Here is a 25893-nt window from a genome sequence, read left to right on the forward strand (position 1 = left end):
GGCGGCTAGTTTGAGCGTTGCCGCCAGAGCCTGACAACCCTGGAGTGTCTGGTTTGATCGTCTTTCGTTACCTGTCCCGAGAGCTGCTTGTCACCATGAGCGCCGTCAGCGCCGTACTGTTGGTGATCATCATGAGCGGCCGTTTCATCAAATATCTGGCCCAGGCCGCGCAGGGTGTGCTCGACCCAGGTGTGCTGCTGCTGATCATGGGTTTCCGTCTGCCAGGTTTCCTACAGTTGATCCTGCCGCTCGGCTTGTTTCTCGGCATTCTGTTGGCCTACGGGCGCCTCTATCTGGAAAGCGAGATGACCGTGCTGTCGGCGACCGGCATGAGCCAGCGTCGTCTGCTGGTATACAGTTTGGCGCCTGCAGCACTGGTCGCAGCCGTCGTTGGCTGGCTGAGCCTCGGGCTCGCCCCACAGGGAATCGCCGAGGTGGACCGCATCCTCAATCAGCAAGACTCACTGACCGAATTCGATACCCTGGTGCCGGGCCGTTTCCAGACTCTGCGTGGGGGCTCACGGGTGACTTACACCCGTGAACTGTCGGGAGATCGCAGCGAGCTGGGCGGTGTATTCATTTCCGAAACCAACGTCTCGCGTCAGACTGGCAAGGAGAGTGGCTTGTCGGTATTGGTAGCTGAAAGTGGTCGTCAGGAGATTCAGCCTGACGGCAGCCGTTACCTGATACTGGAAAATGGCTATCGCTACGATGGCAATCCTGGCCAGGCGGATTACCGGGCGATTCAATACGACACCTATGGGGTGTTGCTTCCCAAGCCGGAAGTCAGCATGGAGCTGAGCGAGCGTGAGGCGCTGCCAACCCGAGAGTTGATGGGTAGCGATAATGTTCGCCACCAGACCGAGCTGCAGTGGCGGCTCTCGTTACCGCTGCTGGTTTTCGTCGTTACGGTGCTTGCTGTGCCGCTAGCGAAGGTGAATCCGCGGCAGGGGCGCTTTCTCAAGCTGCTGCCGGCAATTCTGCTTTATATGACGTACCTCGCCATGCTGATCGCGGTTCGTGGTGCCATGGACAAGGGACGCATTCCGTTGACCTTAGGGCTTTGGTGGGTGCACGGGCTATTCCTCTGTATCGGCTTGCTGATGCTCTTCTGGGAGCCGATCAGGTTGCGAATGAAGAAGCCTCGCTCGCAGCCGGAGGTGGCTCGTGGTTAAGCTCGATCGATACATTGGCGTTCAGGTCTTTCTCGCCATCCTCAGCGTGCTCGGCATTATTGTCGGGTTGGCCCTGCTGTTTGCTTTCATCGACGAGCTGGGTGATGTCGAGGGCAGTTATGGTCTGGGCGACGTCCTGCAATATGTCCTGCTGACATCGCCGCGCCGGCTGTACGAAATGCTCCCCATGGCTGCGTTGATAGGTTGTCTGATCGGCCTTGGTACGCTGGCCAGCAGCAGCGAGTTGACCATCATGCGCGCAGCTGGGGTCTCCCTGGGCCGAATCGTGCTGGCCGTGATGAAGCCCATGTTGGTGCTGCTTGTCGCGGGCATTCTGATCGGCGAATACGTGGCGCCTTGGAGCGAAGATCTCGCTCAGGCCCGACGTTCATTGGCACAGGGTGCGGGCGAGGCGCAAAGCAGCAAGCGCGGTCTGTGGCACCGGCAGGAAAACGAGTTCGTGCACGTCAATGCGGTACAGCCGGGAGGGGTGTTGGTCGGTGTGACGCGTTATCGCTTCGATGAAGAGCGGCGCTTGCTCTCCTCCAGCTTTGCCCGTCGCGCCAGCTACCAGGGTGATTACTGGCAACTGCAGAACATATCGACCACGCATTTTCGTGGCGACCACACCGAGGTACTGCGTGCTGCGGAGGAGCGCTGGGATGTTCAATTGACGCCGCAGCTGCTTGGAACGGTAGTAATGGAGCCGGAGTCGCTATCGATCACCGGTCTATGGCGTTATATCCATTATCTGGACGAGCAGGGGTTGAATAACGGGCGCTATTGGCTGGCATTCTGGAACAAGGTTCTGCAGCCGGCGGTTACTGTAGCGCTGGTTCTGCTGGCAATCTCATTCATCTTCGGGCCGCTGCGTTCGGTCACGCTTGGGCAGCGCATCTTCACTGGAGTGGTAGTTGGCTTCGTGTTCCGCATCATCCAGGACCTGCTGGGTCCGGCAAGCCAGGTATTTGGTTTCTCGCCGTTGTTGGCTGTAGTGCTGCCGGCTGCGGTATGTGCGTTGATCGGTGTCTGGCTGCTGCGTCGAGCGGGGTGACGCAGCGGGCCTTGGTTGCGGGCGTAATGAGCGGCGGCGCTGGCAGTTGCTCGGCGCTGGCGATTTCTGCGTTATTTCTTGTGGATGTTTTTCGGTAGCTGGATGGCTTGGCTTTCAGAATAGATGTCGTGCCATGTGCGTTTTTGCTTGTCCACTAGGATCCACCAATAGCCCAGGCCAAGGCAGATCAAGGATACGAGTGCGATCAGGAAGCGCAGCAGCGCTTGCCATAGGTCGATGGCTGTCCCATCGGCATTCTGGATGCGAATGCCCCATACCTGCATTCCTAGTGTCTGGCCGGTGTGGGTCCAGAATTTCGCGAAAAAGCCGAAAACGCTGAACAGCAGCAAGGTCGAGAGCAGCGGGTCGATGTCCAGGCGGCCTGCTTCGGCGAGTAATTGCAGCTGGCCGCTGCCGTATAGCAGGCGCAGCAGCACCTGTTGGTAGAGCAGTGTCACCACCATCATCAGGGCGATGCATAGCAGGCTGTCGTAGAACATGGCCGCAAGTCGGCGAATCAGCCCGGCGGCGGGAAATTGGCCCTGCGGGCTCAGCAGGTGTCTGCGCATTGCATGTCTCGATCGTTGTGCGGGGTGGCGCATTCTACGGAATTACGCGCATAAAAAAGCCCCTGATGTTGCCATCAGGGGCTTCTCGGAGCGGGGCTTATTCCTGGATTTGAACCTGGTCAGCCTGCATGCCCTTTTGACCTTGCACTGCAACGAAGCTAACTTTCTGGCCTTCTTTCAGGCTCTTGAAGCCGTTACCTTCGATCGCGCGGAAGTGCACGAACAGATCCGGACCGCTCTCAGGAGTGATGAAACCAAAACCTTTTTCGTCGTTAAACCACTTGACGGTACCGTTCTGACGATTCGACATGTCTTTGTATCCTTGAAACTCAAAAGTAGAATTGCCCCTGCATTGCAGGAAGCTGTAACTGGTTGCAAGGAGTAAGAGAGTCGAGCGGAGTAGCGGATCTGAAGATCTACTGCACCAGGTCACGATTCAACAGCGACCCATGCAAACACAGTGGGCACACTCTACGATAACTCGCCAGGGAATGCCAACCCCTCGGAGCCATAGAATTTGCCTGTCCAGGCGACGCCGTTTCGGCGATTTTTGAAGTGGTCTGACTGGCTTTAGTCCGCAGCGCGGAGCCGTCAATGCCACAACGCAGCTGCACATATCGGATGGCAGTCAGCGGGGGAGCGGTGAAAGCAGATGTCTTGCTGTCTGTGCTGCAGCTCCACGTTTTTCGGTGGGTGCGCACAGCGTTACGCTGTTTGAAGCTTCGCTACTTTGCTGCTGGTCCAGCTCTGGACTCTGAGCGCGCAGGCCAGCTGCGTTATAGCGATTCACTGATGGTGCCTCGAGAGAGACTCGAACTCTCACGTTGTTACCAACGGCGGATTTTGAATCCGCTGCGTCTACCGATTCCGCCATCGAGGCACAGTGGCGGCGCAGTATAGGGATGCAATGCTCGGCGGTCAATCGTTTGGCGTGGCCAGATCGACGTCTTTCGGATAAGATTTGCGCCCTTTCCGCGCCCTGATTTCGGATCCATGCAAGTCGCCGACTTTTCCTTCCAGCTTCCCGACGCTTTGATCGCACGACATCCCCTTGAGGAGCGGCGCGCAAGCCGTTTGCTGGTGCTTGATGGCGAAACCGGCAGGCTCGCGCACCGCAACTTTGCCAATCTGTTGGAGTACGTTCGCCCTGGCGATCTAATGGTCTTCAACAATACTCGCGTCATTCCAGCCCGGCTATTTGGCCAGAAGGCAACCGGTGGCAAGCTGGAAATTCTTGTCGAGCGCGTGCTTGGGTCTCGCAGTGTTCTGGCGCATATCCGCTCGAGCAAGTCGCCCAGGAGCGGCTCGAAGATTCTGCTGGATGGCGGTGGTGAGGCCGAAATGGTCGCTCGACATGATGCGCTGTTCGAGCTCGAGTTCGATGAGGATGTACTTCCGCTGCTCGAGCGTATCGGGCATATGCCATTGCCTCCTTATATAGACAGACCTGACGATGCTGCCGATCGTGAGCGTTACCAGACCGTATATGCTCAGCGCGCGGGCGCCGTGGCGGCACCTACGGCGGGACTGCACTTCGATAAGGCTATGCTGGAGGCGCTGCGCGAAGCGAGGGTGGAAACGGCTTACGTCACTCTTCATGTCGGCGCCGGTACTTTCCAGCCAGTACGCGTCGAGCGTATCGAAGAGCATCACATGCATCGTGAGTGGCTGGAGGTGGATCAGGGTGTTGTCGACGCGGTGACTGCTTGTCGCGCACGTGGTGGCCGCGTTATTGCCGTAGGCACCACCAGCGTGCGCTCACTGGAGACGGCGGCGCGTGATGGTCAGCTCAAGCCGTTCAGTGGCGATACCGACATTTTTATATACCCGGGCAAGACCTTTCATGTGGTGGACGCTCTGGTCACTAATTTCCATCTGCCTGAATCCACGCTGCTGATGCTGGTGTCGGCCTTTGCCGGTTACCCAGAAACCATGGCGGCTTACGCCGAGGCCGTATCGCAGCGCTATCGCTTTTTTAGTTACGGCGATGCCATGTTCATCACCCGCAACCCCGCGCCGCGCGGCCCCGAGGAAAAACAATGACTCGCTCCTGCCATATGTCTTTCGAGCTGCTTGCCACTGATGGCAAGGCCCGCCGCGGGCGTCTGACCTTTCCGCGTGGCACTGTCGAGACCCCAGCGTTCATGCCGGTGGGTACCTACGGTACCGTCAAGGGCATGTTGCCGCGCGATGTGGAGGCCATTGGTGCGCAGATCATTCTCGGCAACACCTTTCATCTGTGGTTGCGCCCAGGAACAGAGGTGATCAAGCGCCACGGCGATTTGCATGACTTCATGCAGTGGCAGGGGCCAATTCTCACGGATTCGGGTGGCTTCCAGGTGTTTAGCCTGGGCGCGATGCGCAAGATCAAGGAGGAGGGCGTCTACTTCGCCTCTCCGGTAGATGGTGCCAAGGTATTCATGGGGCCGGAAGAGTCGATGCAGGTCCAGCGCGACCTAGGTTCCGACATTGTGATGATCTTCGATGAGTGCACGCCTTATCCTGCCGATGAAGAGGTGGCGCGGCGCTCGATGGAGCTGTCGCTGCACTGGGCGAAACGCTCGAAAGCCGCCCATGGCGACAGCCCGGCAGCGTTATTCGGAATTGTTCAGGGGGGCATGCACGAATCGCTGCGCATGCGTTCGCTCGAGGGCCTCTGTGAGATCGGTTTTGACGGGTTGGCGATCGGCGGTTTGTCGGTAGGTGAGCCCAAAGAGGAAATGATCCGCGTGCTGGATTTTCTGCCGCAGCAAATGCCTGCTGAGAAGCCTCGGTATCTGATGGGGGTCGGCAAGCCGGAGGATCTGGTCGAGGGCGTGCGGCGTGGCGTCGATATGTTCGACTGCGTGATGCCAACGCGAAATGCGCGCAATGGGCACCTGTTTACCGATACTGGAGTGGTGAAGATTCGCAATGCAGTGCACAAGCATGACGACTCTCCGCTTGATCCTAGTTGTGACTGTTACACCTGCAAACACTTCTCTCGCGCCTATCTCCACCATCTGGATAAATGCGGCGAAATGCTGGGTAGCATGTTGAATACCATACATAACCTGCGGCATTACCAGCGGGTGATGGCTGGTTTACGCGACGCCATCCAACAAGGTACATTGGCGTCCTTTGTCGACGCCTTTTATGCCAAGCGCGGTCTGCCAACCCCGCCGCTTGCGTGACGTGCCAGAGCAAAACAATCCTTTCTGCAACAGGAGTGCTACATGAGCTTTCTGATTCCCGCCGCCTATGCCCAGGAGGCTGCTGCTGGTCCTGCCGGTACTGGTTTTGAGTGGGTCTTTCTGGTCGGTTTTCTGGTCATTTTCTATCTGATGATCTGGCGCCCCCAGTCCAAGCGTGCGAAAGAGCACAAGAACCTGATCGGCGGCCTGCAGAAGGGCGATGAAGTCGTTACCTCAGGCGGCATCGCTGGCAAGGTCACCAAAGTCGCTGATGACTTCGTTGTTATCGAAGTTTCCGACAACGTTGAGCTGAAGTTTCAGAAAGTGGCAATTGCCGCTACGTTGCCCAAGGGCACACTGAAAGCCATCTGAGCTGACTTCATTCAACACCGACGGGGCGCGCAAGGCGCCCCGCGTTCATTAAACGGGCTGCGTCATGCTCAATAGATTCCCTCTCTGGAAATACCTGCTGATTCTGGCAGTGCTTGCGATTGCCTTTGTTTATTCGGCTCCCAACCTCTATCCGGACGATCCGGCGATCCAGGTGACCGGCGCTAGCACGGCCCAGGAAATCGGTGCTGCGGACCTCGAACGCATCAGCAAAGCGCTGGTGGATGGCGGTATCGCGGTCAAGTCTGCTTCTCTGGACGAGCAGGGCCGCGGTGGCCTGGTGCGTCTCGAGCGTCAGGATGATCAGTTGCCGGCAAAAGATATCGTCCGGCGTGCGCTTGGCGACGCGTATGTCGTAGCGCTCAATCTGGCTCCGACTACTCCCGACTGGTTGCGTAATCTCGGCGCCAGCCCCATGAAGCTTGGTCTGGACCTCTCCGGTGGCGTCCACTTCCTGTTGGAAGTCGACATGGAGAAGGCAATCGAAACACGTTTGAATGTCTCCGAAGGCGAGGTCAAGAGCCTGCTGCGCAAGGAGCGCGTGCGCTACCGCAGCCTGCCGAACCTGAAGGATGCCGTGCAGCTGGGCTTTGCCGATCAGGAAACCCTAAGCACTGCTCAGTCGGTCATTCGCAAAAACTTCACCGATTTCGAATTGACCACCAGCGAGCGTAACGGTCAGTTCGTGCTGCGCCTGACGCTGACCGAAGCTAAATTGGCTGAAATTCGCGAATACTCGATCAAGCAGAACCTGACGACGGTGCGTAATCGCGTCAATGAGTTGGGTGTAGCTGAACCGCTGGTGCAGCGTCAGGGTGCCAACCGGATCGTGGTGGAGCTGCCCGGCGTGCAGGATACTGCCGAAGCCAAGCGCATTCTTGGCAAGACCGCCAACTTGGAGTTCCGTCTCGCGGCAGAGTCCGATGCCTCGCGTGCTTCAACAGAAACCTTCGGTTTCCGTGAGGAAGGGCGGCCGCCGGTCCAGCTGGAGCGTACGCTGATCATCACCGGCGATCAGGTGACCGACGCGCAGGCCAGCTACGATGAGAACGGCCGTCCGCAAGTCAATATCCGCCTCGATGGTCACGGCGGCGATCTAATGAATCGCGCCACGCGTAACAACGTGGGTCGCAGTATGGCGGTGATCTTCATCGAGCAGCGGCCCATGACTCGCTACGTGCGCCAAACAGTCGACGGCGTAGAGCAGGAAGTGCGTGTCGAAACCTTCCAGGAAGAGAAGAAGATCATCAGTTTGGCAACCATCCAGTCGCCGCTGGGTAGTCAGTTCCGTATCACCGGGCTTGATGGTCAGGGTGAGTCGTCCGAACTGGCGCTGCTGTTGCGCGCGGGTGGCTTGGCGGCCCCGATGTACTTCGCCGAAGAGCGCACCATCGGCCCGAGCCTGGGGGCAGAGAACATCAAGCTTGGCGTACAGGCTGCGATGTGGGGCTTCCTTTTCGTCGCCATTTTCATGGTGCTGATCTACAAGTTTTTCGGTGTGCTCGCGACGATCGCACTGCTCTTCAATATGGTTGTGCTGACCGCTCTGATGTCGATGCTCAATGCCACGCTGACCTTGCCTGGTATCGCTGGCATCGTGCTGACCATGGGTATGGCGGTGGATGCCAACGTGCTCATCTTCTCGCGTATTCGTGAAGAGATTGCCAATGGCATGTCCGTTCAGCGTGCCATCCACGAGGGCTTCGATAGGGCATTTTCGGCGATCGTGGACGGTAACCTGACCACTCTGTTGGTCGGCGGCATTCTGTTCGCCATGGGGACGGGCCCGATCAAGGGCTTTGCGGTCACCCTGTCGATCGGCATTCTGACGTCGATGTTTACCGCAATCATCGTGACGCGAGCCATGGTCAATCTGATCTACGGTGGCCGCGATCTCAAGAAGCTGTGGATTTAAGGGGCTAGCACGATGAAACGCGTAATCAATTTCATGGGCGTTCGCCACTTGGCCTTTGCCCTTACTGTGCTGTTGACGGTCGCTTCGCTGGCAAGTCTGGTCGTCAAAGGGCTCAACTTCGGGCTGGACTTCACTGGGGGTACACTGATCGAACTGGGCTACGAACGCCCGGTAGAGCTTGAGCAGGTGCGTGGGCAGCTTGTGAGTTCGGGTTTTTCCGATGCAGTTGTGCAGAGCTTCGGTGCGACTACCGATGTGCTGGTGCGAATGCCAGGCGATGATCCGCAGCTAGGCGAGCGCGTCGCCGAAGCATTGCGCAGTGCCGATAGCGGTAACTCCGTTAGTGTCAAACGAGTCGAGTTTGTCGGCCCTGCGGTAGGTGAGGAGTTGCGCGATCAGGGTGGGCTCGGGATGTTGCTCGCGCTGGGTGGGATCCTCGTTTACGTGGCGTTCCGCTTTCAGTGGAAGTTCGGCTTCGGTGCAGTGCTTTCGCTATTTCACGATGTGATTCTGGTTCTGGGGGTGTTTTCCTTCTTCCAGATATCGTTCGATCTCACCGTGCTGGCGGCGGTGTTGGCGGTCATTGGCTACTCGTTGAACGACACGATTGTCATCTTTGACCGAATCCGAGAGAACTTTCGCCTGCTACGCAAAGCTGAGCTGTTGGAAAATATCAATATTTCCACTACGCAAACGCTATTGCGTACCGTAGCGACATCGGTCTCCACGTTGCTCGCAGTTGGATCGCTGATGGTCTTCGGTGGCGAGAATCTGTGGGGATTCTCGTTGGCGCTGCTGATCGGTGTCGGTGCCGGTACTTACTCTTCGGTTTATGTTGCAGGCATGCTGCTTGTCTGGCTCAAGCTCACGCGTGATGATCTGATTCCGCCAGTGGTGGAAGAAGAGGTCGATGAGCGCCCCTGATGTCTCTCTGAAACTTCCACAGCCTTTGGCTGTCCAAGGCTGTGGAACGGGCTAAGCCCTTAGGAAGAGGATGTCGCAGTGAATAAGTCCATGTTGGTCGGTACGGCACTAGGAGTGGTTGTTGCCACGGCTGGCGGCGCTTTCGCTACTTATAGTCTGGTTGATCGCGGGCCTAAATTTGCCGAGGTTCTGGCGGTTGAGCCAATTAAGGAAACGATCAAAACGCCTCGTGAGGTGTGCAAGGACGTCACGGTAACTCGCCAGAAGCCAGTGCAGGATCAGCATCGCATAGCCGGAACCGCAGTTGGTGCGGTAGTCGGTGGTCTGCTTGGTAATCAGGTAGGCGGAGGTAACGGCAAGAAGATTGCGACGGTTGCGGGGGCGGTTGGCGGTGGTTACGCCGGTAATCAGGTGCAGGGGAAGATGCAGGCCAGCAGTACCTACACCACCACCGAAACGCGTTGCAGTACCGTAACCGATACGCATGACAAGATTGTCGGTTATGACGTGAAATATGATCTCGCTGGCAAGGTGGGTCGTGTACAGATGGATCGCGACCCGGGTAGCCAGATTCCTGTGCAGGATGGCCAGCTGATGCTTTCGCAGCACTAAGCGTAAGCCAATATGCAGATCCAAAAAAACGCCCCGTTGGGGCGTTTTTTTTGATCCGTTCTCAGCGCTTGAGCGACGGCGTCAAATGCGGTTGGATTGTGGTCAGTACGGCCTTGAAGCACTTGGTGTTGCCGGCAACGACCTGCCCCTTTTCGAGGAAGTCATGTCCGCCGCTGAAGTCGCTCACGAGGCCGCCGGCCTCCTGAATCAGCAGGGCGCCCGCTGCCATGTCCCATTCGGCCAGGCCGAACTCCCAGAATGCATCGAAGCGGCCTGCGGCGACATAGGCCAGGTCGAGGCTGGCAGCGCCAGCGCGACGCAGCCCCGAGGTCTGGCCAACCAGGCTGCGGAACATGTTCAGGTAGGCGTCCAGGTTGTCCATCTGGCCGTCCTTGAATGGAAAGCCGGTGCCGAGCAGGGCGCCATCCAGGCTCTTGCGCGCACTGACTCGCAGGCGTCTGCCGTTCAGAGCAGCGCCGCGGCCACGGCTCGCAGTAAATTCTTCCTGGCGCACCGGGTCGAGAACGACTGCGTGCTCGAGGCGTCCGCGGTATTTGCAGGCAATGCTCACGGCGTAGTGAGGGATGCCGCGAACGAAGTTGGTGGTGCCGTCCAGCGGATCGATGATCCACAGGTAATCAGCGCCGTCACCGGTTCCTTCGAGCAGCCCGCCTTCTTCGCCGAGGATGCCGTGATTCGGAAAGGCTTTGCGCAGTGCATTGATGATGCTTTGCTCGGCGGCCTTGTCGATTTCAGTGACGTAATCCTTCGCTTCTTTCTCGTTGACCGAGATTGCATCCAGGCGATCGGTGGAGCGGACAATCAGTTCACCGGCGCTGCGGGCGGCGCGCAGCGCGATATTCAGCATGGGCTGCATGTATCAATTACCTGGTCATTAAAGAAAGCGCGAAATTCTATCAGGAAAGCGTCCACGCATGTAGCGTCAGCGGTGCCTTTGCAGGGCACGGCAGATGGCGAATAAGGAGGCGCTTCCTGTAAGCTTTCTGCTCGCTTTCAAGCCGAGAATCATTGTGTCGCTGCAAAAAATTCGTGTGGTATTGGTCAATACCAGTCATGCCGGCAATATCGGTGGCGCGGCTCGGGCCATGAAGAATATGGGACTGTCGCGCTTGGTTCTGGTCGATCCTGAGGACTTTCCTAGCCCTAACGCTGTCGCTAGAGCGTCTGGTGCGACCGATATTCTCGACTCCGCGCAGGTTGTTGCAACGCTGGAGGAGGCCTTGGTTGGCTGCAGTCTGGTCCTCGGAACCAGTGCGCGCGACAGGCGCATTCCATGGCCGTTGCTGGACCCTCGTGAGTGTGCGTCGGTGTCCGTGGAGCAAGCCGCCTCGGGAGGTGAGGTCGCGCTGGTGTTCGGTCGCGAGTATGCCGGGCTGACCAATGAAGAGCTGCAGCGATGCCAGTATCACGTACATATCCCGTCTGATCCGCAATTCAGCTCGTTGAATCTTGCTGCTGCTGTGCAGGTGCTTACCTACGAGGTGCGTATGGCTTGGTTGGTTGCCGAGGGGCGCCCGACGAAGGTCGAAAAGCTGGAAACCACTGCAATGTTGGATGCCCAGTCGGTCACCGTAGATGAGTTGGAGAATTACTTTAGTCATCTTGAGCAAACTCTGGTGGATATCGGTTTTCTCGACCCGGCCAAGCCGAGGCATTTGATGCCTCGACTGCGTCGCCTCTATGGCCGCAGTGGTATCAGTAAGCTTGAGATGAATATCCTGCGCGGTATCCTCACCGAAACTCAGAAGGCGGCCCGCGGCGAGCCCCATAAGCGGAGAAGTGACTGATGTTCGAACGCATGCGCGAAGACATTCAGAGTGTTTTTCATCGCGATCCAGCGGCACGTAATGCGTTCGAAATTCTGACCTGCTACCCAGGGCTGCACGCCATATGGATGCATCGGCTTTCCCATTGGCTGTGGCTGCATGAGTGGAAATGGCTCGCGCGCGTGTCTTCGAATCTCGGGCGCTGGCTGACAGGGGTGGAGATTCATCCGGGTGCCAGGATCGGCCGGCGTTTCTTCATTGATCATGGGATGGGGATCGTGATCGGTGAGACTGCGGAGATTGGCGATGACGTGACGCTTTACCATGGCGTGACGCTGGGCGGCACCAGCTGGAATAAGGGTAAGCGCCACCCGACGCTCGAAGATGGGGTGATTGTGGGGGCGGGTGCCAAGATACTAGGCCCGTTCACTGTCGGCGCGGGTGCGAAGATCGGCTCCAATGCAGTCGTCACTCGCGAGGTGCCGCCGGGGGCTACTGCGGTGGGGATCCCGGGGCGGGTCATCGTCAAGTCTAGCGATGAGCAGGAAGCCAAGCGCAAAGCCATTGCCGAGAAGATTGGTTTCGATGCCTATGGTGTCAGCGAGGATATGCCGGACCCCGTCGCGCGAGCCATTGGCCAGTTGCTCGATCATGTGCAGGCCGTCGAGGAGCGACTGGAGGGCATGTGCGGGGCGCTCAAGGCATTGGGAAGCGATTACTGCGCCAAGGATCTGCCAGAGCTGCGAGAAGAGGACTTCGTGGAAGTAAAGTCCGATGTTGGTGAGCCGCGCGCCTGAAGTGCGGTGGCTGGCAGCAGCTGGTATCATGCCGGGCTGCCGCATTGGTGCGTCCAGCTGGTGCGGATCAGGCGGAGTCGGGTAAAGACCTACTAAATTAATAGGTCTTATAGTTGACTCAAATACTCGGGAATTGCATAATTGCGCCAAACCGTAAAGCTTGGTGCAGACCGATGCGATTAACCACCAAAGGCCGTTATGCCGTTACCGCCATGCTTGATCTGGCGCTACATGCGCAGCATGGACCGGTCTCCCTGGCCGACATTTCCGAGCGGCAGGGGATTTCCCTTTCCTATCTCGAGCAACTGTTCGCAAAGCTGCGCCGTGGCAGCTTGGTGACCAGCGTGCGTGGTCCGGGCGGCGGCTATCAGCTCTCGCGTGACATGGCGGGCATTCAGGTGGCCCAGGTGATCGATGCTGTTAATGAGTCTGTCGATGCCACGCGCTGCCAGGGATTGGGAGGCTGTCACTCTGGTGATACCTGTCTGACCCATCATCTGTGGTGTGATCTCAGTCAGCAGATCCACGAGTTTCTCAGCGGTATCAGTCTGGCTGATCTGGTCAAGCGTCAGGACGTACAGCAGGTCGCGCTGCGCCAGGATATGCGTAAATCTGGTGGCACTACGCCGCAGATGGACAAGATAGAAACGTCCGCCATCGAATGAGCAGGGCGACTGCCTGATAGGAGATATCTGAATGAAATTGCCGATTTATCTGGACTACTCCGCGACCACACCGGTGGATTCGCGTGTTGCCGCCAAAATGATTGAATGTCTGTCTGTCGAAGGCAATTTCGGAAACCCGGCGTCACGCTCGCATGCTTTCGGCTGGAAGGCTGAAGAAGCAGTCGAGAATGCTCGTCGTCAGGTGGCTGAGCTGGTCAACGCAGACCCACGGGAAATCGTTTGGACATCCGGCGCAACCGAATCCGATAATCTGGCCATTAAGGGCGTGGCGCATTTCTACGCTTCCAAAGGCAAGCACATCGTCACTACCAAGATCGAGCACAAAGCGGTGCTGGATACCACCCGCCAGCTCGAGCGCGAAGGCTTCGAGGTCACTTACATCGAGCCGGGAGAGGATGGCATCGTCACTCCCGCGATGGTCGAGGCTGCACTTCGTGATGACACGATTCTAGTTTCGGTAATACACGTCAATAACGAGATCGGCACGATCAACGATATTACTGCCATCGGCGAGCTGACGCGTTCGCGCGGTATCCTTCTGCATGTCGATGCGGCGCAATCTACCGGCAAGGTGGAGATCGATCTGGAAAAGATGAAGGTCGATCTAATGTCTTTTTCTGCCCACAAGACTTACGGGCCGAAGGGAGTTGGTGCGTTGTACGTTCGTCGCAAGCCGCGCGTGCGCCTTGAAGCGCAAATGCATGGTGGTGGGCACGAGCGCGGCATGCGCTCCGGTACCTTGGCAACTCATCAGCTCGTCGGGATGGGTGAAGCCTTCCGTATAGCGAAGGAGGAAATGGCCCAGGAAAACGAGCGCATCCGTGCGCTGCGTGATCGCTTCTACAAGCAGGTCGAGCACCTCGAAGAGCTTTATGTGAACGGCAGCATGACCGTTCGTGTCCCGCACAATCTCAATCTCAGCTTCAACTATGTTGAGGGCGAATCGCTGATCATGGCGCTCAAGGATCTTGCGGTTTCTTCGGGTTCTGCCTGTACGTCTGCTTCGCTGGAGCCTTCGTATGTGCTGCGTGCGCTGGGTCGCAACGATGAATTGGCGCACAGTTCCATTCGCTTCACCTTTGGCCGGTTCACGACCGAAGAAGAGATCGACTACGCCGCGCAGAAGGTGTGTGAGGCCGTAACCAAGCTGCGTGAGCTCTCGCCCCTGTGGGATATGTTCAAAGACGGTGTCGACATTTCCAAGGTCGAGTGGCAAGCCCACTGACCGGCGCCCAGCGCCGCATAGCCTGATCTAAGAGGATTGCACCATGGCATATAGCGATAAGGTCATCGACCACTACGAAAATCCGCGCAACGTCGGCAAGTTCGACGCTGAAGACCCTAGCATCGGTACCGGCATGGTTGGCGCGCCGGCCTGCGGCGACGTAATGCGCCTGCAGATCAAGGTCAACGAGCAGGGCGTCATTGAGGATGCCAAGTTCAAGACCTATGGCTGCGGTTCGGCCATTGCTTCCAGTTCGCTCGCCACCGAGTGGATGAAGGGCAAGACCCTGGAAGAGGCCGAAACCATCAAGAACACCCAGCTGGCCGAAGAGTTGGCGCTACCGCCGGTGAAGATTCACTGCTCCGTGCTCGCCGAAGATGCGATCAAGGCTGCGGTACGCGACTATCGCGAGAAGAAAGGTCTGCTCTAAGGGAGGTTGCGATGGCTATCACCATGACACCTGCTGCAGCTCAGCATGTTCGCCGCTCTCTGGATGGGCGGGGCAAGGGTGTAGGTGTAAGGCTTGGAGTGCGTACTACGGGGTGCTCCGGCCTGGCTTACGTCCTTGAGTTCGTCGATGAGACGGCGGAAGAAGATTCGGTGTTCGAGAGTCACGGGGTGAATGTGATCATTGATCCCAAGAGCCTTGTGTATCTCGATGGCACTGAGCTCGATTTTGTTCGCGAAGGCCTCAATGAGGGCTTCAAGTTCAACAACCCGAACGTTCGTGGCGAATGTGGCTGCGGCGAGAGCTTCAATATCTGAGGACGCCGTGGGTACTCCTTGTCATTTTGCATTGTTTGAGCTGAAGCCCGATTTCGAATTGGATCTCGCGCATCTTGCTGATCGTTATCGCGACCTTGCTCGCCAGGTACATCCGGATCGCTTTGCGGACGCGGGTGAGAGTGACCAGCGTAAGGCGCTCGAGAGTTCTGCCAATCTCAATGAGGCGTACCAGACGCTGAAGAGCCCAAGTCGGCGCGCGCGCTATCTGCTCGCGATCGGTGGGCATGAGGTGCCGCTGGAGACGACGGTTCAGGATCCTGCCTTCCTTATGCAGCAAATGCACTGGCGCGAAGAGCTCGAAGAGCTGCAGGAGCAAGCAGATCTTGATGGTGTTGCTGCTTTCAAGTCTCGCTTGAAACAAGCACAGCACGGGCTAAATAGCGATTTTGCCCAGATCTGGCGAGATCCGGCGCGCCGCGAAGATGCAGAGCGCTTGGCTCGACGCATGCAGTTTCTCGACAAGCTGACCCAGGAAGTGCGCCAACTAGAAGAGCGCCTCGACGATTAACCCCGCGCAGCGCTTTGCGTTGCGCCCGATATCAGACAGACATGGCCTTACTTCAGATTGCCGAGCCCGGACAAACCCCGCAGCCACATCAGCGGCGCCTGGCTGTCGGAATAGACTTGGGTACCACCAATTCGCTCGTCGCTGCGCTACGCAGTGGCATTACGGCGCCACTGGCTGATGCCGATGGACAGGTAATCCTGCCGTCGGTGGTGCGTTACCACGCCGATCGCGTGGAGGTTGGTGCGCAGGCCAAGCTTGCCGCTGCTACTGATCCGTTCAATACCATCAGTTCGGTCAAGCGCCTGATGGGGCGCGGTCTCGCCGACGTCAAGCAGCTTGGTGAGCAGCTGCCTTATCGCTTTCGCCAAGCTGAGTCGCAGATGCCGTTCATTGAAACGGTACAGGGCGCCAAGAGCCCTGTGGAGATTTCTGCCGAGATCCTTCGCGCGCTGCGCCAGCGCGCAGAGGCGAGCCTGGGTGGTGAATTGGTCGGAGCGGTGATCACAGTGCCGGCCTACTTCGACGATGCGCAGCGTCAGGCGACGAAGGATGCCGCAAGGCTCGCCGGACTCAGCGTGTTGCGCCTACTCAATGAACCGACTGCAGCGGCGGTCGCTTACGGTCTGGATCGCCAGGCGGAAGGCGTCGTCGCGATATACGACCTGGGCGGCGGCACCTTTGATATATCGATCCTTCGCCTGACCAAGGGCGTTTTCGAGGTGCTGGCGACTGGCGGTGACACGGCACTGGGTGGTGATGATTTCGACCATGCCATAGCGGACTGGATCCTCGAGTGTGCTGGTGTTTCAGGCGATCTCGGACCGGGTGCGCAGCGTGAATTGTTGAAGATCGCCTGCGATGCCAAAGAGCGTCTCAGTGATGTAGATGCGGTGAGTGTCGATTATGCAGGCTGGTCGGGTGAGCTGCATCGGGAAACCTTCGATGCGTTGATCGAGCCGATGATTTCGCGCAGTCTCAAGTCCTGCCGGCGCGCGGTGCGCGACTCGGGGGTGGAGCTCGAAGAGATCACCGCCGTGGTCATGGTCGGCGGTTCGACTCGGGTGCCGAAGGTGCGCTCGGCGGTGGGGCAGTTGTTCGGTCGCGAGCCGCTGACCGATATCGATCCTGATGAGGTCGTAGCCATTGGCGCGGCGATTCAGGCCGAAACGCTGGCTGGCAATAATCGCGACGGAGAAGAGCTGCTTTTGCTGGATGTGATCCCGCTGTCCCTTGGTCTGGAAACCATGGGCGGGCTGATGGAGAAGATCATCCCGCGCAATACGACGATTCCGGTCGCACGCGCTCAGGACTTCACCACCTACAAAGATGGCCAGTCGGCCATGATGATTCATGTGCTGCAGGGCGAGCGTGAGCTGATTTCCGATTGCCGCTCGCTGGCTCGATTCGAGTTGCGCGGTATTCCGCCAATGGTTGCAGGCGCGGCAAAAATTCGTGTGACCTTCCAGGTCGATGCTGATGGCTTGCTCAGCGTGTCGGCGCGTGAGTTGGCGTCCGGCGTCGAAGCCAGCATCCAGGTCAAGCCATCCTACGGGCTTACAGATGGCGAGATCGCCAGAATGCTGGAAGACTCTTTCCGCCAGGCTGATGTGGATCGAGATGCGCGCGCACTGCGTGAGCAGTTGGTAGATGCCCAGCGCCTGCTCGAGGCGGTGGAGGCCGCACTAGTCGCCGATGGCGAGCGTTTGCTGTCCGTCGAAGAGCGCGTAGCGATCGACTCGCAAGTGGCTGAATTGCGCGGGCTGCTGGACAGTCAGGATGTAGTAGCCATAGAGCGCCAGACCAAACGCCTGAGCCAGATTACCGACGCCTTCGCTGCGCGCCGGCTGGATTCCACCGTCAAGGCCGCGCTGGCCGGGCGGCGGCTTAACGATATTGAGGATTGACCCTGATGCCGCAGATCATTTTCCTGCCCAACGCCGACCATTGCCCGGAAGGGGCCGTTATAGAGGCGCAGGTCGGCGAGACGGTGCTTGATGCCGCGCTGCGTTATGGCATCGACATTGAGCATGCTTGCGAAAAGTCCTGCGCCTGCACGACCTGTCACGTAGTGGTGCGCGAGGGGTTCCAGTCGCTCGAAGCCTCCGACGAGTTGGAGGACGACATGCTTGATAAGGCGTGGGGTTTGGAGCCCAATTCGCGGTTGTCATGCCAGGCGGTCGTGGCTGACGCCGATCTCGTGGTAGAGATACCCAAGTACACCATTAATCAGGTTTCCGAAGGGCACTGAGGGGCATGCGTCATGCAGCTTAAATGGAGTGATGTGCAGGAGATTGCCATCGAGCTGGCTGAGCGCAAGGCCGATGTCGATCCGCGCTATGTGAATTTCGTCAATCTGCATCGTTGGGTGCTGGAGTTGCCGGATTTTGCCGATGAACCGAGTCGAGGTGGCGAAAAGGTCCTCGAAGCTATCCAGGCAGCCTGGATCGAAGAGGCTGAATAAGCCTGGTTGAGGTTTCTCCTGCTCGTCGTGCGCCCGTTGCAGACCGTTCGGCGGTCTGCTGCATCATCCAGAGTCCGGCCCTCTACCCTTATGTTTTGACATGAACCCGCGTATAATCCGCGGGTTTACTCGTTCGCTTTAACCCATCAGTTTTGGAGTCCTACATGGCCCTGCAACGCACCTTCTCCATCATCAAGCCTGACGCCGTCGCCAAGAACGTTATCGGCGAAATCACCACCCGTTTCGAGAAGGCCGGCCTGCGCGTCGTCGCTTCCAAGATGGTTCAGCTGTCCGAGCGCGAAGCAGCTGGCTTCTACGCCGAGCACAGCGAGCGCGGCTTCTTCAAGGACCTGGTTGCTTTCATGACTTCCGGTCCTGTCATCGTTCAGGTTCTGGAAGGTGAAGACGCCATCGCCAAGAACCGTGAACTGATGGGTGCTACCAACCCGAAAGAAGCTGCTGCCGGCACCATTCGCGCCGACTTCGCCGTTTCCATCGACGAGAACGCTGTACATGGCTCCGATTCGGAAGCTTCCGCTGCTCGTGAAATCGCTTACTTCTTTGCTGCCACCGAAGTGTGTGCACGCATTCGCTGATTGAGCGAAGGTGAATTCAATGATTGCCACGACCGGTAAAGTGAATCTGCTCGGGCTTACCCAGTCTCAACTGGAGAGCTTCTTCGAGTCCGTCGGGGAGAAGCGTTTTCGCGCCGGTCAGGTGATGAAGTGGATTCACCATTTTGGTGTCGATGATTTCGACGCCATGAGCAATCTCGGCAAGGCCTTGCGCGAAAAGCTCAAGGCTTGCGCCGAGATTCGCGGCCCGGAGATTGTCAGCGAAGACATCTCCAGCGACGGTACCCGCAAGTGGGTTGTGCGTGTCGCTTCGGGCAGTTGCGTGGAAACGGTGTACATCCCCCAAGGCGGGCGTGGAACGCTGTGCGTGTCCTCGCAGGCCGGTTGTGCGCTGGATTGCAGTTTCTGCTCCACCGGCAAACAAGGCTTCAACAGCAACCTGACGGCGGCCGAGGTAATCGGTCAGGTCTGGATTGCCAACAAATCATTCGGCTCCATCCCGGCGAAAATCGATCGTGCGATCACCAACGTGGTGATGATGGGGATGGGCGAGCCACTGCTGAATTTCGACAACGTCGTTGCCGCCATGCACATCATGATGGACGACCTCGGTTACGGTATTTCCAAGCGCAAGGTGACGCTCTCGACATCCGGCGTTGTGCCGATGATCGATGAGTTGGCCAGGGTCATCGACGTTTCTCTCGCGTTGTCGCTGCACGCGCCCAACGATGAGCTGCGTGACCAGTTGGTGCCGATCAACAAGAAGTATCCGCTGGATATGTTGCTCGCGGCATGCAAGCGCTACATTTCCCAGCTTGGCGAGAAACGCGTGCTGACGATCGAGTACACGCTACTCAAAGGCATTAACGATCAGCCCGAGCACGCCGAGCAGATGATCACGCTGCTGGCAAACATCCCGTGCAAGATCAACCTGATCCCGTTCAATCCATTCCCTCATTCCGGATATGAGCGGCCGAGCAACAATGCCATTCGCCGTTTTCAGGACATCCTGCACAAAGGTGGGCACAATGTGACGGTGCGTACCACCCGCGGCGAAGACATCGACGCGGCTTGCGGTCAGCTCGTCGGCCAGGTTCTGGATCGGACGCGTCGAAGCGAGAGATACATCGCTGTGCGTGAGCTACAGAGCGAGCCAGGTGCGGCGCAAACTGCTTCGAACCGATCCTGAGGGGGATGCTGATGATTCTGCGCGCTGCGCTGCTGCTTCTAATGACCGGCCTATTGGCCGGTTGTGTGTCTTCTGGAACCGTTGATCCGTTAAAAACCGACCAGGGCCGGCAACAGGCGCGTGACGCCTACATTCAGCTGGGCATCGGCTATCTGCAGCAAGGCGCCGCCGCGCGTGCCAAAACACCATTACGCAAAGCGCTTGAGATGGATCCGCGCAGTGCCGACGCACATGCGGCGCTGGCGCTGGTGTTCCAGACGGAAATGGAAAACGACCTGGCCGATAAGCACTATCGTGAGGCGCTATCCAGCCGCAAGGATGCACGCATCCTGAACAACTACGGCAGTTTCCTGTTCGAACAGAAGCGCTATCCTGAGGCCATGGAGCGTTTCAGTCAGGCCGCCGAGGATAATCTGTATCCCGAGCGTGCGCGTGTCTTTCAAAACCTTGGAATGACAGCCTTGCAGTTGGGCCAGCGTGAGGAGGCCGAGCGTCACTTCACCCGCTCACTGCGGCTCGATGGGCGTCAGCCACGTGCCTTGCTGGAACTGGCGCTTATGTCCTTCGACGACAAGCAGTACGTCCCAGCAAAGCGTTACTACGATAGTTTCAGCCAGTTGGCCGAGCAGAATGCACGCAGCTTGTTACTCGGTATCCGCCTGGCCAACATCCATCAGGACCGCGATACCGCTGCGAGCCTCGGATTGCAGCTAAGGCGGTTGTATCCCGGTACGGATGAGTACAAGCAATATCTTTCGGAGCAACGATGACCGCGCCGCACCAAGAATCCGCTGCACCGATGGGCAACAATCCCGGCGAAACCTTGCGTAACGCGCGCGAAGAAAAGGGCTGGACCCTTGCCGCGGTTGCGCAGCAGCTGAATCTCACCGAGCGATCCCTTGCCCGCATAGAAGCTGGTGATTTTAGCCAGCTCCCCGGGCATACCTTCGCCCGGGGGTACGTTCGTGCGTATGCCAAGTTGCTGGGTCTGGATCAGACTCGCCTGGTTCAGGAGTTCGACCAGCACACCGGCACCAATGCTTCAGGGAGCAGTGTCCACAGTCTGGGTCGCATCGAAGAGCCCGGCCGTTTATCTCGGAGCTTCATGCGCTTCTTCGGATTCGCGTTGCTGCTGGTCCTTGCTGCAGCGGCCTGGTTTTGGTGGCAGGAACATTCCGCGGGGGAGTCCACTACGCGACCTATATCAGCGCTGGAGCGAATCGAAGTTGAGGGCGCTGACGGGACGACGCAGATTCACTTGCTCGACCGGGCCGATGAAGTCGCGGAGCAGGCAGAGCAACAAGCTGAGCCGCTAGCGCAACTGAGCGCAGGCGAAGAAGTCGTCGAGCCTTCCGAAACCACGCTGGCTCCCGCCGAGTCAGGCGCTAGCGCAGCGGGCTCCGAGGCAGCGCAATCACTGCCACTGGCATTGCCTGAAAGTGTGGCTGAGAACACCGTCGTTCAAGCGCCGGAGCCAGCAGCAACGAGCGAGTCGGCGAGCGCAGTGGCACCAGCGCCCGGCGAGTCGCAGCTGGAGTTGAGCTTTACCGCCGATTGCTGGACGCGTGTTAGCGATGCCGATGGTCGGGTGCTGTTCAGTGCGCTGGCCAAGGCCGGAACCAGCAGGACGGTAAGCGGCAAGCCGCCGCTAGATGTGCACCTGGGGTACGCCCGCGGCGCCAAACTCAGTTACAACGGCGAGGCTGTGAACCTCGCCTCTCACATGCGCGGCGAGACTGCGCGCCTCAAGCTCGGACAGTAACCTGACCATGCATTCCGAATCTCCTATCAAGCGCCGCCAATCTCGCAAGATCTGGGTGGGTAGCGTTCCGGTCGGTGGCGATGCGCCGATTTCCGTACAGAGCATGACCAATACCGAAACCTGCGATGTCGAGGCGACGGTTGCGCAGATCCAGCGCCTGGCCAATGCTGGCGCCGATATCGTCAGGGTTTCGGTTCCATCGATGGAGGCAGCTGAAGCGTTTGGTCGTATCAGGCAGCTCGTTCAGTTGCCGCTCGTGGCCGATATCCATTTCGATTACCAGATCGCTCTGCGAGTGGCCGAGCTTGGTGTCGATTGCCTACGCATCAACCCGGGCAACATCGGGCGAGAGGATCGCGTGCGCGCCGTGGTCGACGCGGCACGCGATAAGGGAATCCCGATCCGAATCGGCGTCAATGCCGGTTCGCTGGAAAAGGATCTGCAGAAGAAGTATGGCGAGCCGACACCGCAAGCGTTGGTGGAGTCCGCATTGCGCCACGTCGATCATCTTGATCGGCTGGACTTCCAGGATTTCAAGGTCAGCGTCAAAGCATCCGACGTGTTCATGGCGGTGGAGGCCTATCGCTTACTGGCCGGGCAGATCGAGCAACCGCTGCATCTCGGCATTACCGAGGCGGGCGGATTGCGCTCCGGCACGGTGAAGTCTGCGGTGGGCTTGGGCATGTTGCTGGCCGAAGGCATCGGCGACACCATTCGCGTGTCGCTGGCGGCTGATCCCGTCGAGGAAATCAAGGTTGGCTTCGATATCCTCAAATCGCTGCGTCTGCGTTCGCGTGGTATCAACTTCATCGCCTGCCCGAGCTGTTCACGGCAGAATTTCGATGTGGTCAAGACCATGAACGAGCTGGAAGTCCGCGTGGAAGACCTGCTGGTGCCGCTGGACGTCGCGGTGATCGGCTGTGTGGTCAATGGCCCGGGCGAGGCCAAGGAGGCGCACGTGGGCCTGACCGGTGGCAGCCCGAACAACCTTGTCTACATCGATGGCAAGCCGGCACAGAAACTGAACAACGAAAACCTCGTCGATGAGCTGGAGCGGCTCATCCGGCGCAAGGCCGCCGAGAAGCTCGCGGCCGACGCGGCGGTCATCGCGCGCAGCTGATCTTTAAGGAATCCCATTGAGCAAGTCCCTGCAAGCCATTCGTGGCATGAACGATATTCTGCCCGCGCAGACCCCGATCTGGCGTTACCTGGAAAGCACTTTCGCGCAGCTGCTCGACAGCTACGGTTATAGCGAGATTCGCCTGCCGATCCTGGAGTTCACCGATCTGTTTGCTCGCGGTATCGGTGAAGGTACCGACGTGGTCGACAAGGAGATGTACACCTTCCTCGATCGCAACGAAGAGTCGCTGACCTTGCGTCCTGAGGGTACTGCCGGCTGCGTGCGTGCTGTCCTTGAGCACGGGCTGACCGGCGGCGGCCAGGTGCAGAAACTCTGGTACACCGGACCGATGTTCCGTTACGAGAAGCCGCAGAAAGGTCGTTATCGCCAGTTTCACCAGATCGGCGTGGAAGTCTTCAACCAGCCTGGGCCGGATGTCGACGCCGAGCTGATCGTGTTGACGGCGCGCTTGTGGAAGCAGCTCGGCCTTGCCGATGCGGTAATCCTACAGCTCAACAGCTTGGGTTCCAGCGAAGCCCGCGCACGCTATCGCGATGCTTTGGTTGTCTACCTGCAGCAGCGTTTCGACCAGCTCGACGAGGACAGTCAGCGGCGTCTGACGACCAATCCACTGCGTATTCTCGACAGCAAGAATGCCCAGACTCAGGCGCTGCTGGCTGATGCTCCGACCCTGCATGACTACCTTGATGACGAGTCGAGGGTGCATTTCGACGGTCTGAAGGCACGCCTCGATGCAGTGGGCATCGCCTATCAGATCAATCCGAAGTTGGTGCGCGGGCTGGACTACTACGGTCGTACCGTTTTCGAGTGGGTCACCGACAAGCTTGGTGCCCAGGGAACGGTCTGTGCCGGCGGTCGCTACGACGGCCTGATCAGCCAGTTCGGTGGTAAGCCGACGCCTGGCGTTGGGTTCGCCATGGGCGTCGAGCGCCTAGTGCTGCTGCTGGAAACACTCGAACTGGTACCGGATGCGTTGAGCCCCGCGCCGCACGCCTATATCTGTGCCTTCGGCGAGGCTGCCGAGCTGGCTGCTCTGGCATTGGGCGAGCGCCTGCGTGACGCATTGCCAGGCCTTCGCCTGCTGGTCAATGCCGGTGGCGGTAGCTTCAAGAGTCAGTTCAAGAAAGCCGACAAGAGCGGCGCGCGCTTCGCACTGATTCTGGGTGAGGACGAACTGGCAGGGCGCGTGGTAGGTTGCAAACCGCTGCGCGACGACAGCGAACAACAAAGCATTGCCTGGGATGCTCTACCCGAGCGTCTGGCTGCCTGCCTCGAGCAGGTCTGAGACTAAGCGAATGAAAGGAGTGACAGCGTGACCTCGGGTACCGAAGAAGAAACACTGGCGCAGATCAAAGAGTGGTGGCAGCGCAATGGTAAGCCGCTGCTGCTGGGGGCGGTGCTGGCCCTGGTATTGGTGTTTGGCTGGCAGTTCTGGCAGAAGCATCAGATCAACCAGGCGCAGAGCGCCTCGCTGGTTTACCAGCAGTTGCTGGTTGCTGCGTTGGAAGGCGGTGAGGCCGACGTCGCCGAGGTGTCACGCGTGGCCAATGTGCTGAAGAAAGATTTTGCCGGCACACACTACGCGCAGTACGGCAGCCTGTTCATGGCCAAGGTCGCAGTTGAGTCCGGTCGTTTGGATGAGGCGGCGAGCGAATTGCGCTCTGTTGTCGACAAGCCTGCCGACAAGACCCTGGATGAGCTGGCGCGCCAGCGTCTGGCTCGTGTACTGGCTGCCCAGGACAAGGCTGAAGAAGCACTCAAGTTGCTGGACGGCAAGGCCGACCAGGCGTTCGTCGCCAGCCGTGAAGAGCTCCGGGGTGACCTTCTGGTGCAGCTGGGCCGTAGCGACGACGCGCATGCCGCCTACACCAAGGCCAAGGAGTCGCTGTCTCAGGATGCCGCCATTGGTGGCTTGCAAATGAAGCTGGATGATCTGGCCCGAGGGGAGGCATAAACGATGCGCTGGAAGACTGCAGCGTTGCTGACCTTGGCCGTACTGGCCGCCGGTTGCAGCAGCAAAGACACGAAAGAGCTGGAGCCGGCAGAACTCACCAAGTTCAAGTCGGAAATCTCCTTGAAGAAAGAGTGGAGCCGCTCGATTGGTGATGGGCAGGGCAAAACCTACAACCTGCTGACCCCGGTGGTATACGGCGATCAGATCTACGCCGCCGACGTCGAAGGGCTTGTGGTTTCGATGGACCGGTTGACCGGCAAGGTCAACTGGAAGAAGAAGCTCGACAAGCCGGTTTCCGGCGCTGTGGGTGCTGGTTACGGCCTCGTTCTTGTCGGCACCCTGCGTGGTGAGGTGCTTGCGCTGGACGTCAGCACTGGCGAGGAGCGCTGGCGCAGCCAGGTCAGCAGTGAAGTGCTGGCCGCCCCTGCCGTCAACGGCGATATCGTTCTGGTGCAAACCCAGGATGATCGGCTGATCGCGCTGGAAATCGATACCGGCGCCCAGCGCTGGAGCTACGAAAGCTCGCCTGCCGTGCTGACATTGCGTGGCACTGGTGCGCCGCTGTTGACCAATCAGCTAGCTGTTGCTGGTCTGTCGAGTGGCAAGGTCGTTGCGTTGGATACCCGTCGCGGACTTCCGGTGTGGGAGCAGCGCGTCGCCATTCCGCAAGGTCGCTCCGAGCTTGAGCGGGTTGTGGATATCGACGGTGGCCTGCTTTTGTCCGGGGGCACGTTGTACGTTGCAAGCTATCAGGGCCGCGCTGCGGCGTTGGAACTGGAAAGTGGCCGGGTGCTCTGGCAGCGCGACGCCTCCAGCTATTCCGGGGCGGCGCTTGGTTATGGCAGTGTCTACCTGAGCCTTGCCGACGGTACTGTCGAAGGCATCGACGAGCGTTCGACTACTGCCCTGTGGCGTAACGAGTCGCTGGCCCGTCGTCAGCTTTCAGCTCCGGCGGTGTTTTCCAGCTATGTTGTGGTGGGTGACATCGAAGGTTATCTGCACCTGCTGAGTCAGGTTGATGGTCGTTTCGTCGCTCGCGAGCGTATCGACAGCTCCGGCGTCCGTGCCCGTCCGGTAGTCGAAGGCGACTGGCTGTATGCCTTCGGCAATGACGGCAAGCTGGTGGCGCTGACTATCCGTCAGGCTGACTGACCGCACGTTGCGCCCCACGGCTCCGCCTGGCGGAGCCCTGAATATTCGGCCGCTGCCT

The 25893-nt window shown here is 58.8% G+C and carries 29 protein-coding genes and 1 tRNA gene; 26 read left to right on the top strand and 4 right to left on the bottom strand.

The annotated features are described in order from the left end of the window. The first annotated feature begins 53 nt into the window (after positions 1–53). The gene (gene lptF, locus AAEZ08_RS13920; RefSeq protein WP_181067159.1) at positions 54–1175 is read left to right on the top strand and encodes an LPS export ABC transporter permease LptF; all 1122 of its coding nucleotides are present in this window, start codon (positions 54–56) and stop codon (positions 1173–1175) included. After that, positions 1168–2229, top strand: coding sequence for an LPS export ABC transporter permease LptG (gene lptG, locus AAEZ08_RS13925; protein ID WP_500124565.1), 1062 nt, complete (start codon positions 1168–1170; stop codon positions 2227–2229). Before lptF ends, lptG begins: the two co-directional genes overlap by 8 nt. 71 nt (positions 2230–2300) lie before the next feature. Here lptG and AAEZ08_RS13930 read toward each other — a convergent pair whose 3' ends face one another. The 3 genes from AAEZ08_RS13930 to AAEZ08_RS13940 form a co-directional block, all read right to left on the bottom strand. Beyond that, positions 2301–2798 (bottom strand): RDD family protein, encoded by a 498-nt coding sequence (locus tag AAEZ08_RS13930; RefSeq protein ID WP_102820214.1) that lies wholly within the window; start codon positions 2796–2798, stop codon positions 2301–2303. A gap of 97 nt (positions 2799–2895) precedes the next feature. Further along, entirely contained in the window at positions 2896–3108 is a 213-nt protein-coding gene (locus tag AAEZ08_RS13935; protein WP_003284681.1) for a cold-shock protein, read from the bottom strand. A 483-nt stretch (positions 3109–3591) separates the two neighbouring features. Further along, a tRNA-Leu gene (locus AAEZ08_RS13940) sits at positions 3592–3678 on the bottom strand. Positions 3679–3791: 113 nt separating this feature from the next. Between AAEZ08_RS13940 and queA the strand changes: the two genes are divergently transcribed. The 6 genes from queA to AAEZ08_RS13970 all read left to right on the top strand — a co-directional run bounded on the left by queA (position 3792) and on the right by AAEZ08_RS13970 (position 9812). Next, entirely contained in the window at positions 3792–4841 is a 1050-nt protein-coding gene (gene queA, locus AAEZ08_RS13945; protein ID WP_102820213.1) for a tRNA preQ1(34) S-adenosylmethionine ribosyltransferase-isomerase QueA, read from the top strand. 14 nt (positions 4842–4855) lie between these two features. Next, a complete protein-coding gene (tgt, locus tag AAEZ08_RS13950; protein ID WP_500124593.1) occupies positions 4856–5971 on the top strand; it encodes a tRNA guanosine(34) transglycosylase Tgt in 1116 nt (371 codons plus the stop codon). A gap of 42 nt (positions 5972–6013) precedes the next feature. After that, the gene (gene yajC / locus AAEZ08_RS13955) at positions 6014–6343 is read left to right on the top strand and encodes a preprotein translocase subunit YajC (RefSeq protein WP_003284677.1); all 330 of its coding nucleotides are present in this window, start codon (positions 6014–6016) and stop codon (positions 6341–6343) included. Between the two features lie 64 nt (positions 6344–6407). Continuing rightward, complete coding sequence (gene secD, locus AAEZ08_RS13960; protein WP_102820212.1) at positions 6408–8276, top strand: protein translocase subunit SecD; 1869 nt, start codon at positions 6408–6410, stop codon at positions 8274–8276. A gap of 12 nt (positions 8277–8288) precedes the next feature. Further along, positions 8289–9200 carry a protein translocase subunit SecF gene (secF, locus tag AAEZ08_RS13965; protein WP_181067163.1) on the top strand — a complete coding sequence of 304 codons (912 nt, stop codon included), beginning with the start codon at positions 8289–8291 and terminating at the stop codon, positions 9198–9200. Between the two features lie 78 nt (positions 9201–9278). Next, entirely contained in the window at positions 9279–9812 is a 534-nt protein-coding gene (locus AAEZ08_RS13970) for a glycine zipper 2TM domain-containing protein (RefSeq protein ID WP_500124566.1), read from the top strand. A gap of 61 nt (positions 9813–9873) precedes the next feature. On the opposite strand, the gene suhB is transcribed toward AAEZ08_RS13970, so the two are convergent. Next, positions 9874–10689 carry a type III secretion system regulator SuhB gene (gene suhB / locus AAEZ08_RS13975; protein ID WP_500124567.1) on the bottom strand — a complete coding sequence of 272 codons (816 nt, stop codon included), beginning with the start codon at positions 10687–10689 and terminating at the stop codon, positions 9874–9876. Positions 10690–10783: 94 nt separating this feature from the next. On the opposite strand from suhB, the gene trmJ reads away from it, so the two are divergent. The 18 genes from trmJ (at position 10784) to bamB (ending at position 25835) form a co-directional block, all read left to right on the top strand. Further along, entirely contained in the window at positions 10784–11620 is an 837-nt protein-coding gene (gene trmJ, locus AAEZ08_RS13980) for a tRNA (cytosine(32)/uridine(32)-2'-O)-methyltransferase TrmJ (protein ID WP_482693853.1), read from the top strand. After that, the gene (gene cysE / locus AAEZ08_RS13985) at positions 11620–12396 is read left to right on the top strand and encodes a serine O-acetyltransferase (protein ID WP_500124568.1); all 777 of its coding nucleotides are present in this window, start codon (positions 11620–11622) and stop codon (positions 12394–12396) included. Before trmJ ends, cysE begins: the two co-directional genes overlap by 1 nt. Before the next feature lie 173 nt (positions 12397–12569). Beyond that, a complete protein-coding gene (gene iscR / locus AAEZ08_RS13990; protein WP_003284667.1) occupies positions 12570–13061 on the top strand; it encodes a Fe-S cluster assembly transcriptional regulator IscR in 492 nt (163 codons plus the stop codon). A gap of 31 nt (positions 13062–13092) precedes the next feature. Then, positions 13093–14307, top strand: coding sequence for an IscS subfamily cysteine desulfurase (locus AAEZ08_RS13995; RefSeq protein ID WP_003284666.1), 1215 nt, complete (start codon positions 13093–13095; stop codon positions 14305–14307). Positions 14308–14350: 43 nt separating this feature from the next. Further along, the gene (gene iscU / locus AAEZ08_RS14000) at positions 14351–14737 is read left to right on the top strand and encodes a Fe-S cluster assembly scaffold IscU (RefSeq protein ID WP_003284664.1); all 387 of its coding nucleotides are present in this window, start codon (positions 14351–14353) and stop codon (positions 14735–14737) included. 11 nt (positions 14738–14748) lie between these two features. Further along, the gene (iscA, locus tag AAEZ08_RS14005; protein WP_003284663.1) at positions 14749–15072 is read left to right on the top strand and encodes an iron-sulfur cluster assembly protein IscA; all 324 of its coding nucleotides are present in this window, start codon (positions 14749–14751) and stop codon (positions 15070–15072) included. A gap of 7 nt (positions 15073–15079) precedes the next feature. Then, on the top strand, positions 15080–15601 hold the full coding sequence (gene hscB, locus AAEZ08_RS14010) for a co-chaperone HscB (RefSeq protein WP_003284660.1): 522 nt from the start codon (positions 15080–15082) through the stop codon (positions 15599–15601). A gap of 41 nt (positions 15602–15642) precedes the next feature. After that, complete coding sequence (gene hscA, locus AAEZ08_RS14015) at positions 15643–17505, top strand: Fe-S protein assembly chaperone HscA (protein ID WP_003284658.1); 1863 nt, start codon at positions 15643–15645, stop codon at positions 17503–17505. A 5-nt stretch (positions 17506–17510) separates the two neighbouring features. Further along, positions 17511–17849, top strand: a complete 339-nt coding sequence (gene fdx / locus AAEZ08_RS14020) for an ISC system 2Fe-2S type ferredoxin (RefSeq protein ID WP_003284657.1) — start codon at positions 17511–17513, stop codon at positions 17847–17849. A gap of 12 nt (positions 17850–17861) precedes the next feature. Beyond that, positions 17862–18062, top strand: coding sequence for a Fe-S cluster assembly protein IscX (gene iscX, locus AAEZ08_RS14025; RefSeq protein ID WP_003284656.1), 201 nt, complete (start codon positions 17862–17864; stop codon positions 18060–18062). 164 nt (positions 18063–18226) lie between these two features. Then, positions 18227–18658 carry a nucleoside-diphosphate kinase gene (ndk, locus tag AAEZ08_RS14030; RefSeq protein ID WP_003284654.1) on the top strand — a complete coding sequence of 144 codons (432 nt, stop codon included), beginning with the start codon at positions 18227–18229 and terminating at the stop codon, positions 18656–18658. A 19-nt stretch (positions 18659–18677) separates the two neighbouring features. Beyond that, the gene (gene rlmN / locus AAEZ08_RS14035) at positions 18678–19826 is read left to right on the top strand and encodes a dual-specificity RNA methyltransferase RlmN (protein ID WP_058065264.1); all 1149 of its coding nucleotides are present in this window, start codon (positions 18678–18680) and stop codon (positions 19824–19826) included. 11 nt (positions 19827–19837) lie between these two features. Then, positions 19838–20596, top strand: a complete 759-nt coding sequence (gene pilW / locus AAEZ08_RS14040; RefSeq protein ID WP_003284651.1) for a type IV pilus biogenesis/stability protein PilW — start codon at positions 19838–19840, stop codon at positions 20594–20596. After that, positions 20593–21588, top strand: a complete 996-nt coding sequence (locus tag AAEZ08_RS14045; protein WP_102820208.1) for a RodZ domain-containing protein — start codon at positions 20593–20595, stop codon at positions 21586–21588. Before pilW ends, AAEZ08_RS14045 begins: the two co-directional genes overlap by 4 nt. Positions 21589–21595: 7 nt before the next feature. Next, a complete protein-coding gene (ispG, locus tag AAEZ08_RS14050; RefSeq protein WP_003284647.1) occupies positions 21596–22708 on the top strand; it encodes a flavodoxin-dependent (E)-4-hydroxy-3-methylbut-2-enyl-diphosphate synthase in 1113 nt (370 codons plus the stop codon). Positions 22709–22724: 16 nt separating this feature from the next. After that, the gene (gene hisS, locus AAEZ08_RS14055) at positions 22725–24014 is read left to right on the top strand and encodes a histidine--tRNA ligase (protein ID WP_003284646.1); all 1290 of its coding nucleotides are present in this window, start codon (positions 22725–22727) and stop codon (positions 24012–24014) included. Between the two features lie 27 nt (positions 24015–24041). After that, the gene (locus tag AAEZ08_RS14060) at positions 24042–24683 is read left to right on the top strand and encodes a tetratricopeptide repeat protein (RefSeq protein ID WP_003284644.1); all 642 of its coding nucleotides are present in this window, start codon (positions 24042–24044) and stop codon (positions 24681–24683) included. Positions 24684–24686: 3 nt separating this feature from the next. Beyond that, a complete protein-coding gene (bamB, locus tag AAEZ08_RS14065; protein WP_003284643.1) occupies positions 24687–25835 on the top strand; it encodes an outer membrane protein assembly factor BamB in 1149 nt (382 codons plus the stop codon). Positions 25836–25893 lie beyond the last annotated feature (58 nt).

Origin of the sequence: Pseudomonas sp. E45-MNA-CIBAN-0222 (assembly GCF_040310405.1) — a bacterium.
In the GTDB taxonomy this organism is placed as follows: Bacteria; Pseudomonadota; Gammaproteobacteria; order Pseudomonadales; family Pseudomonadaceae; genus Stutzerimonas; species Stutzerimonas stutzeri_AC.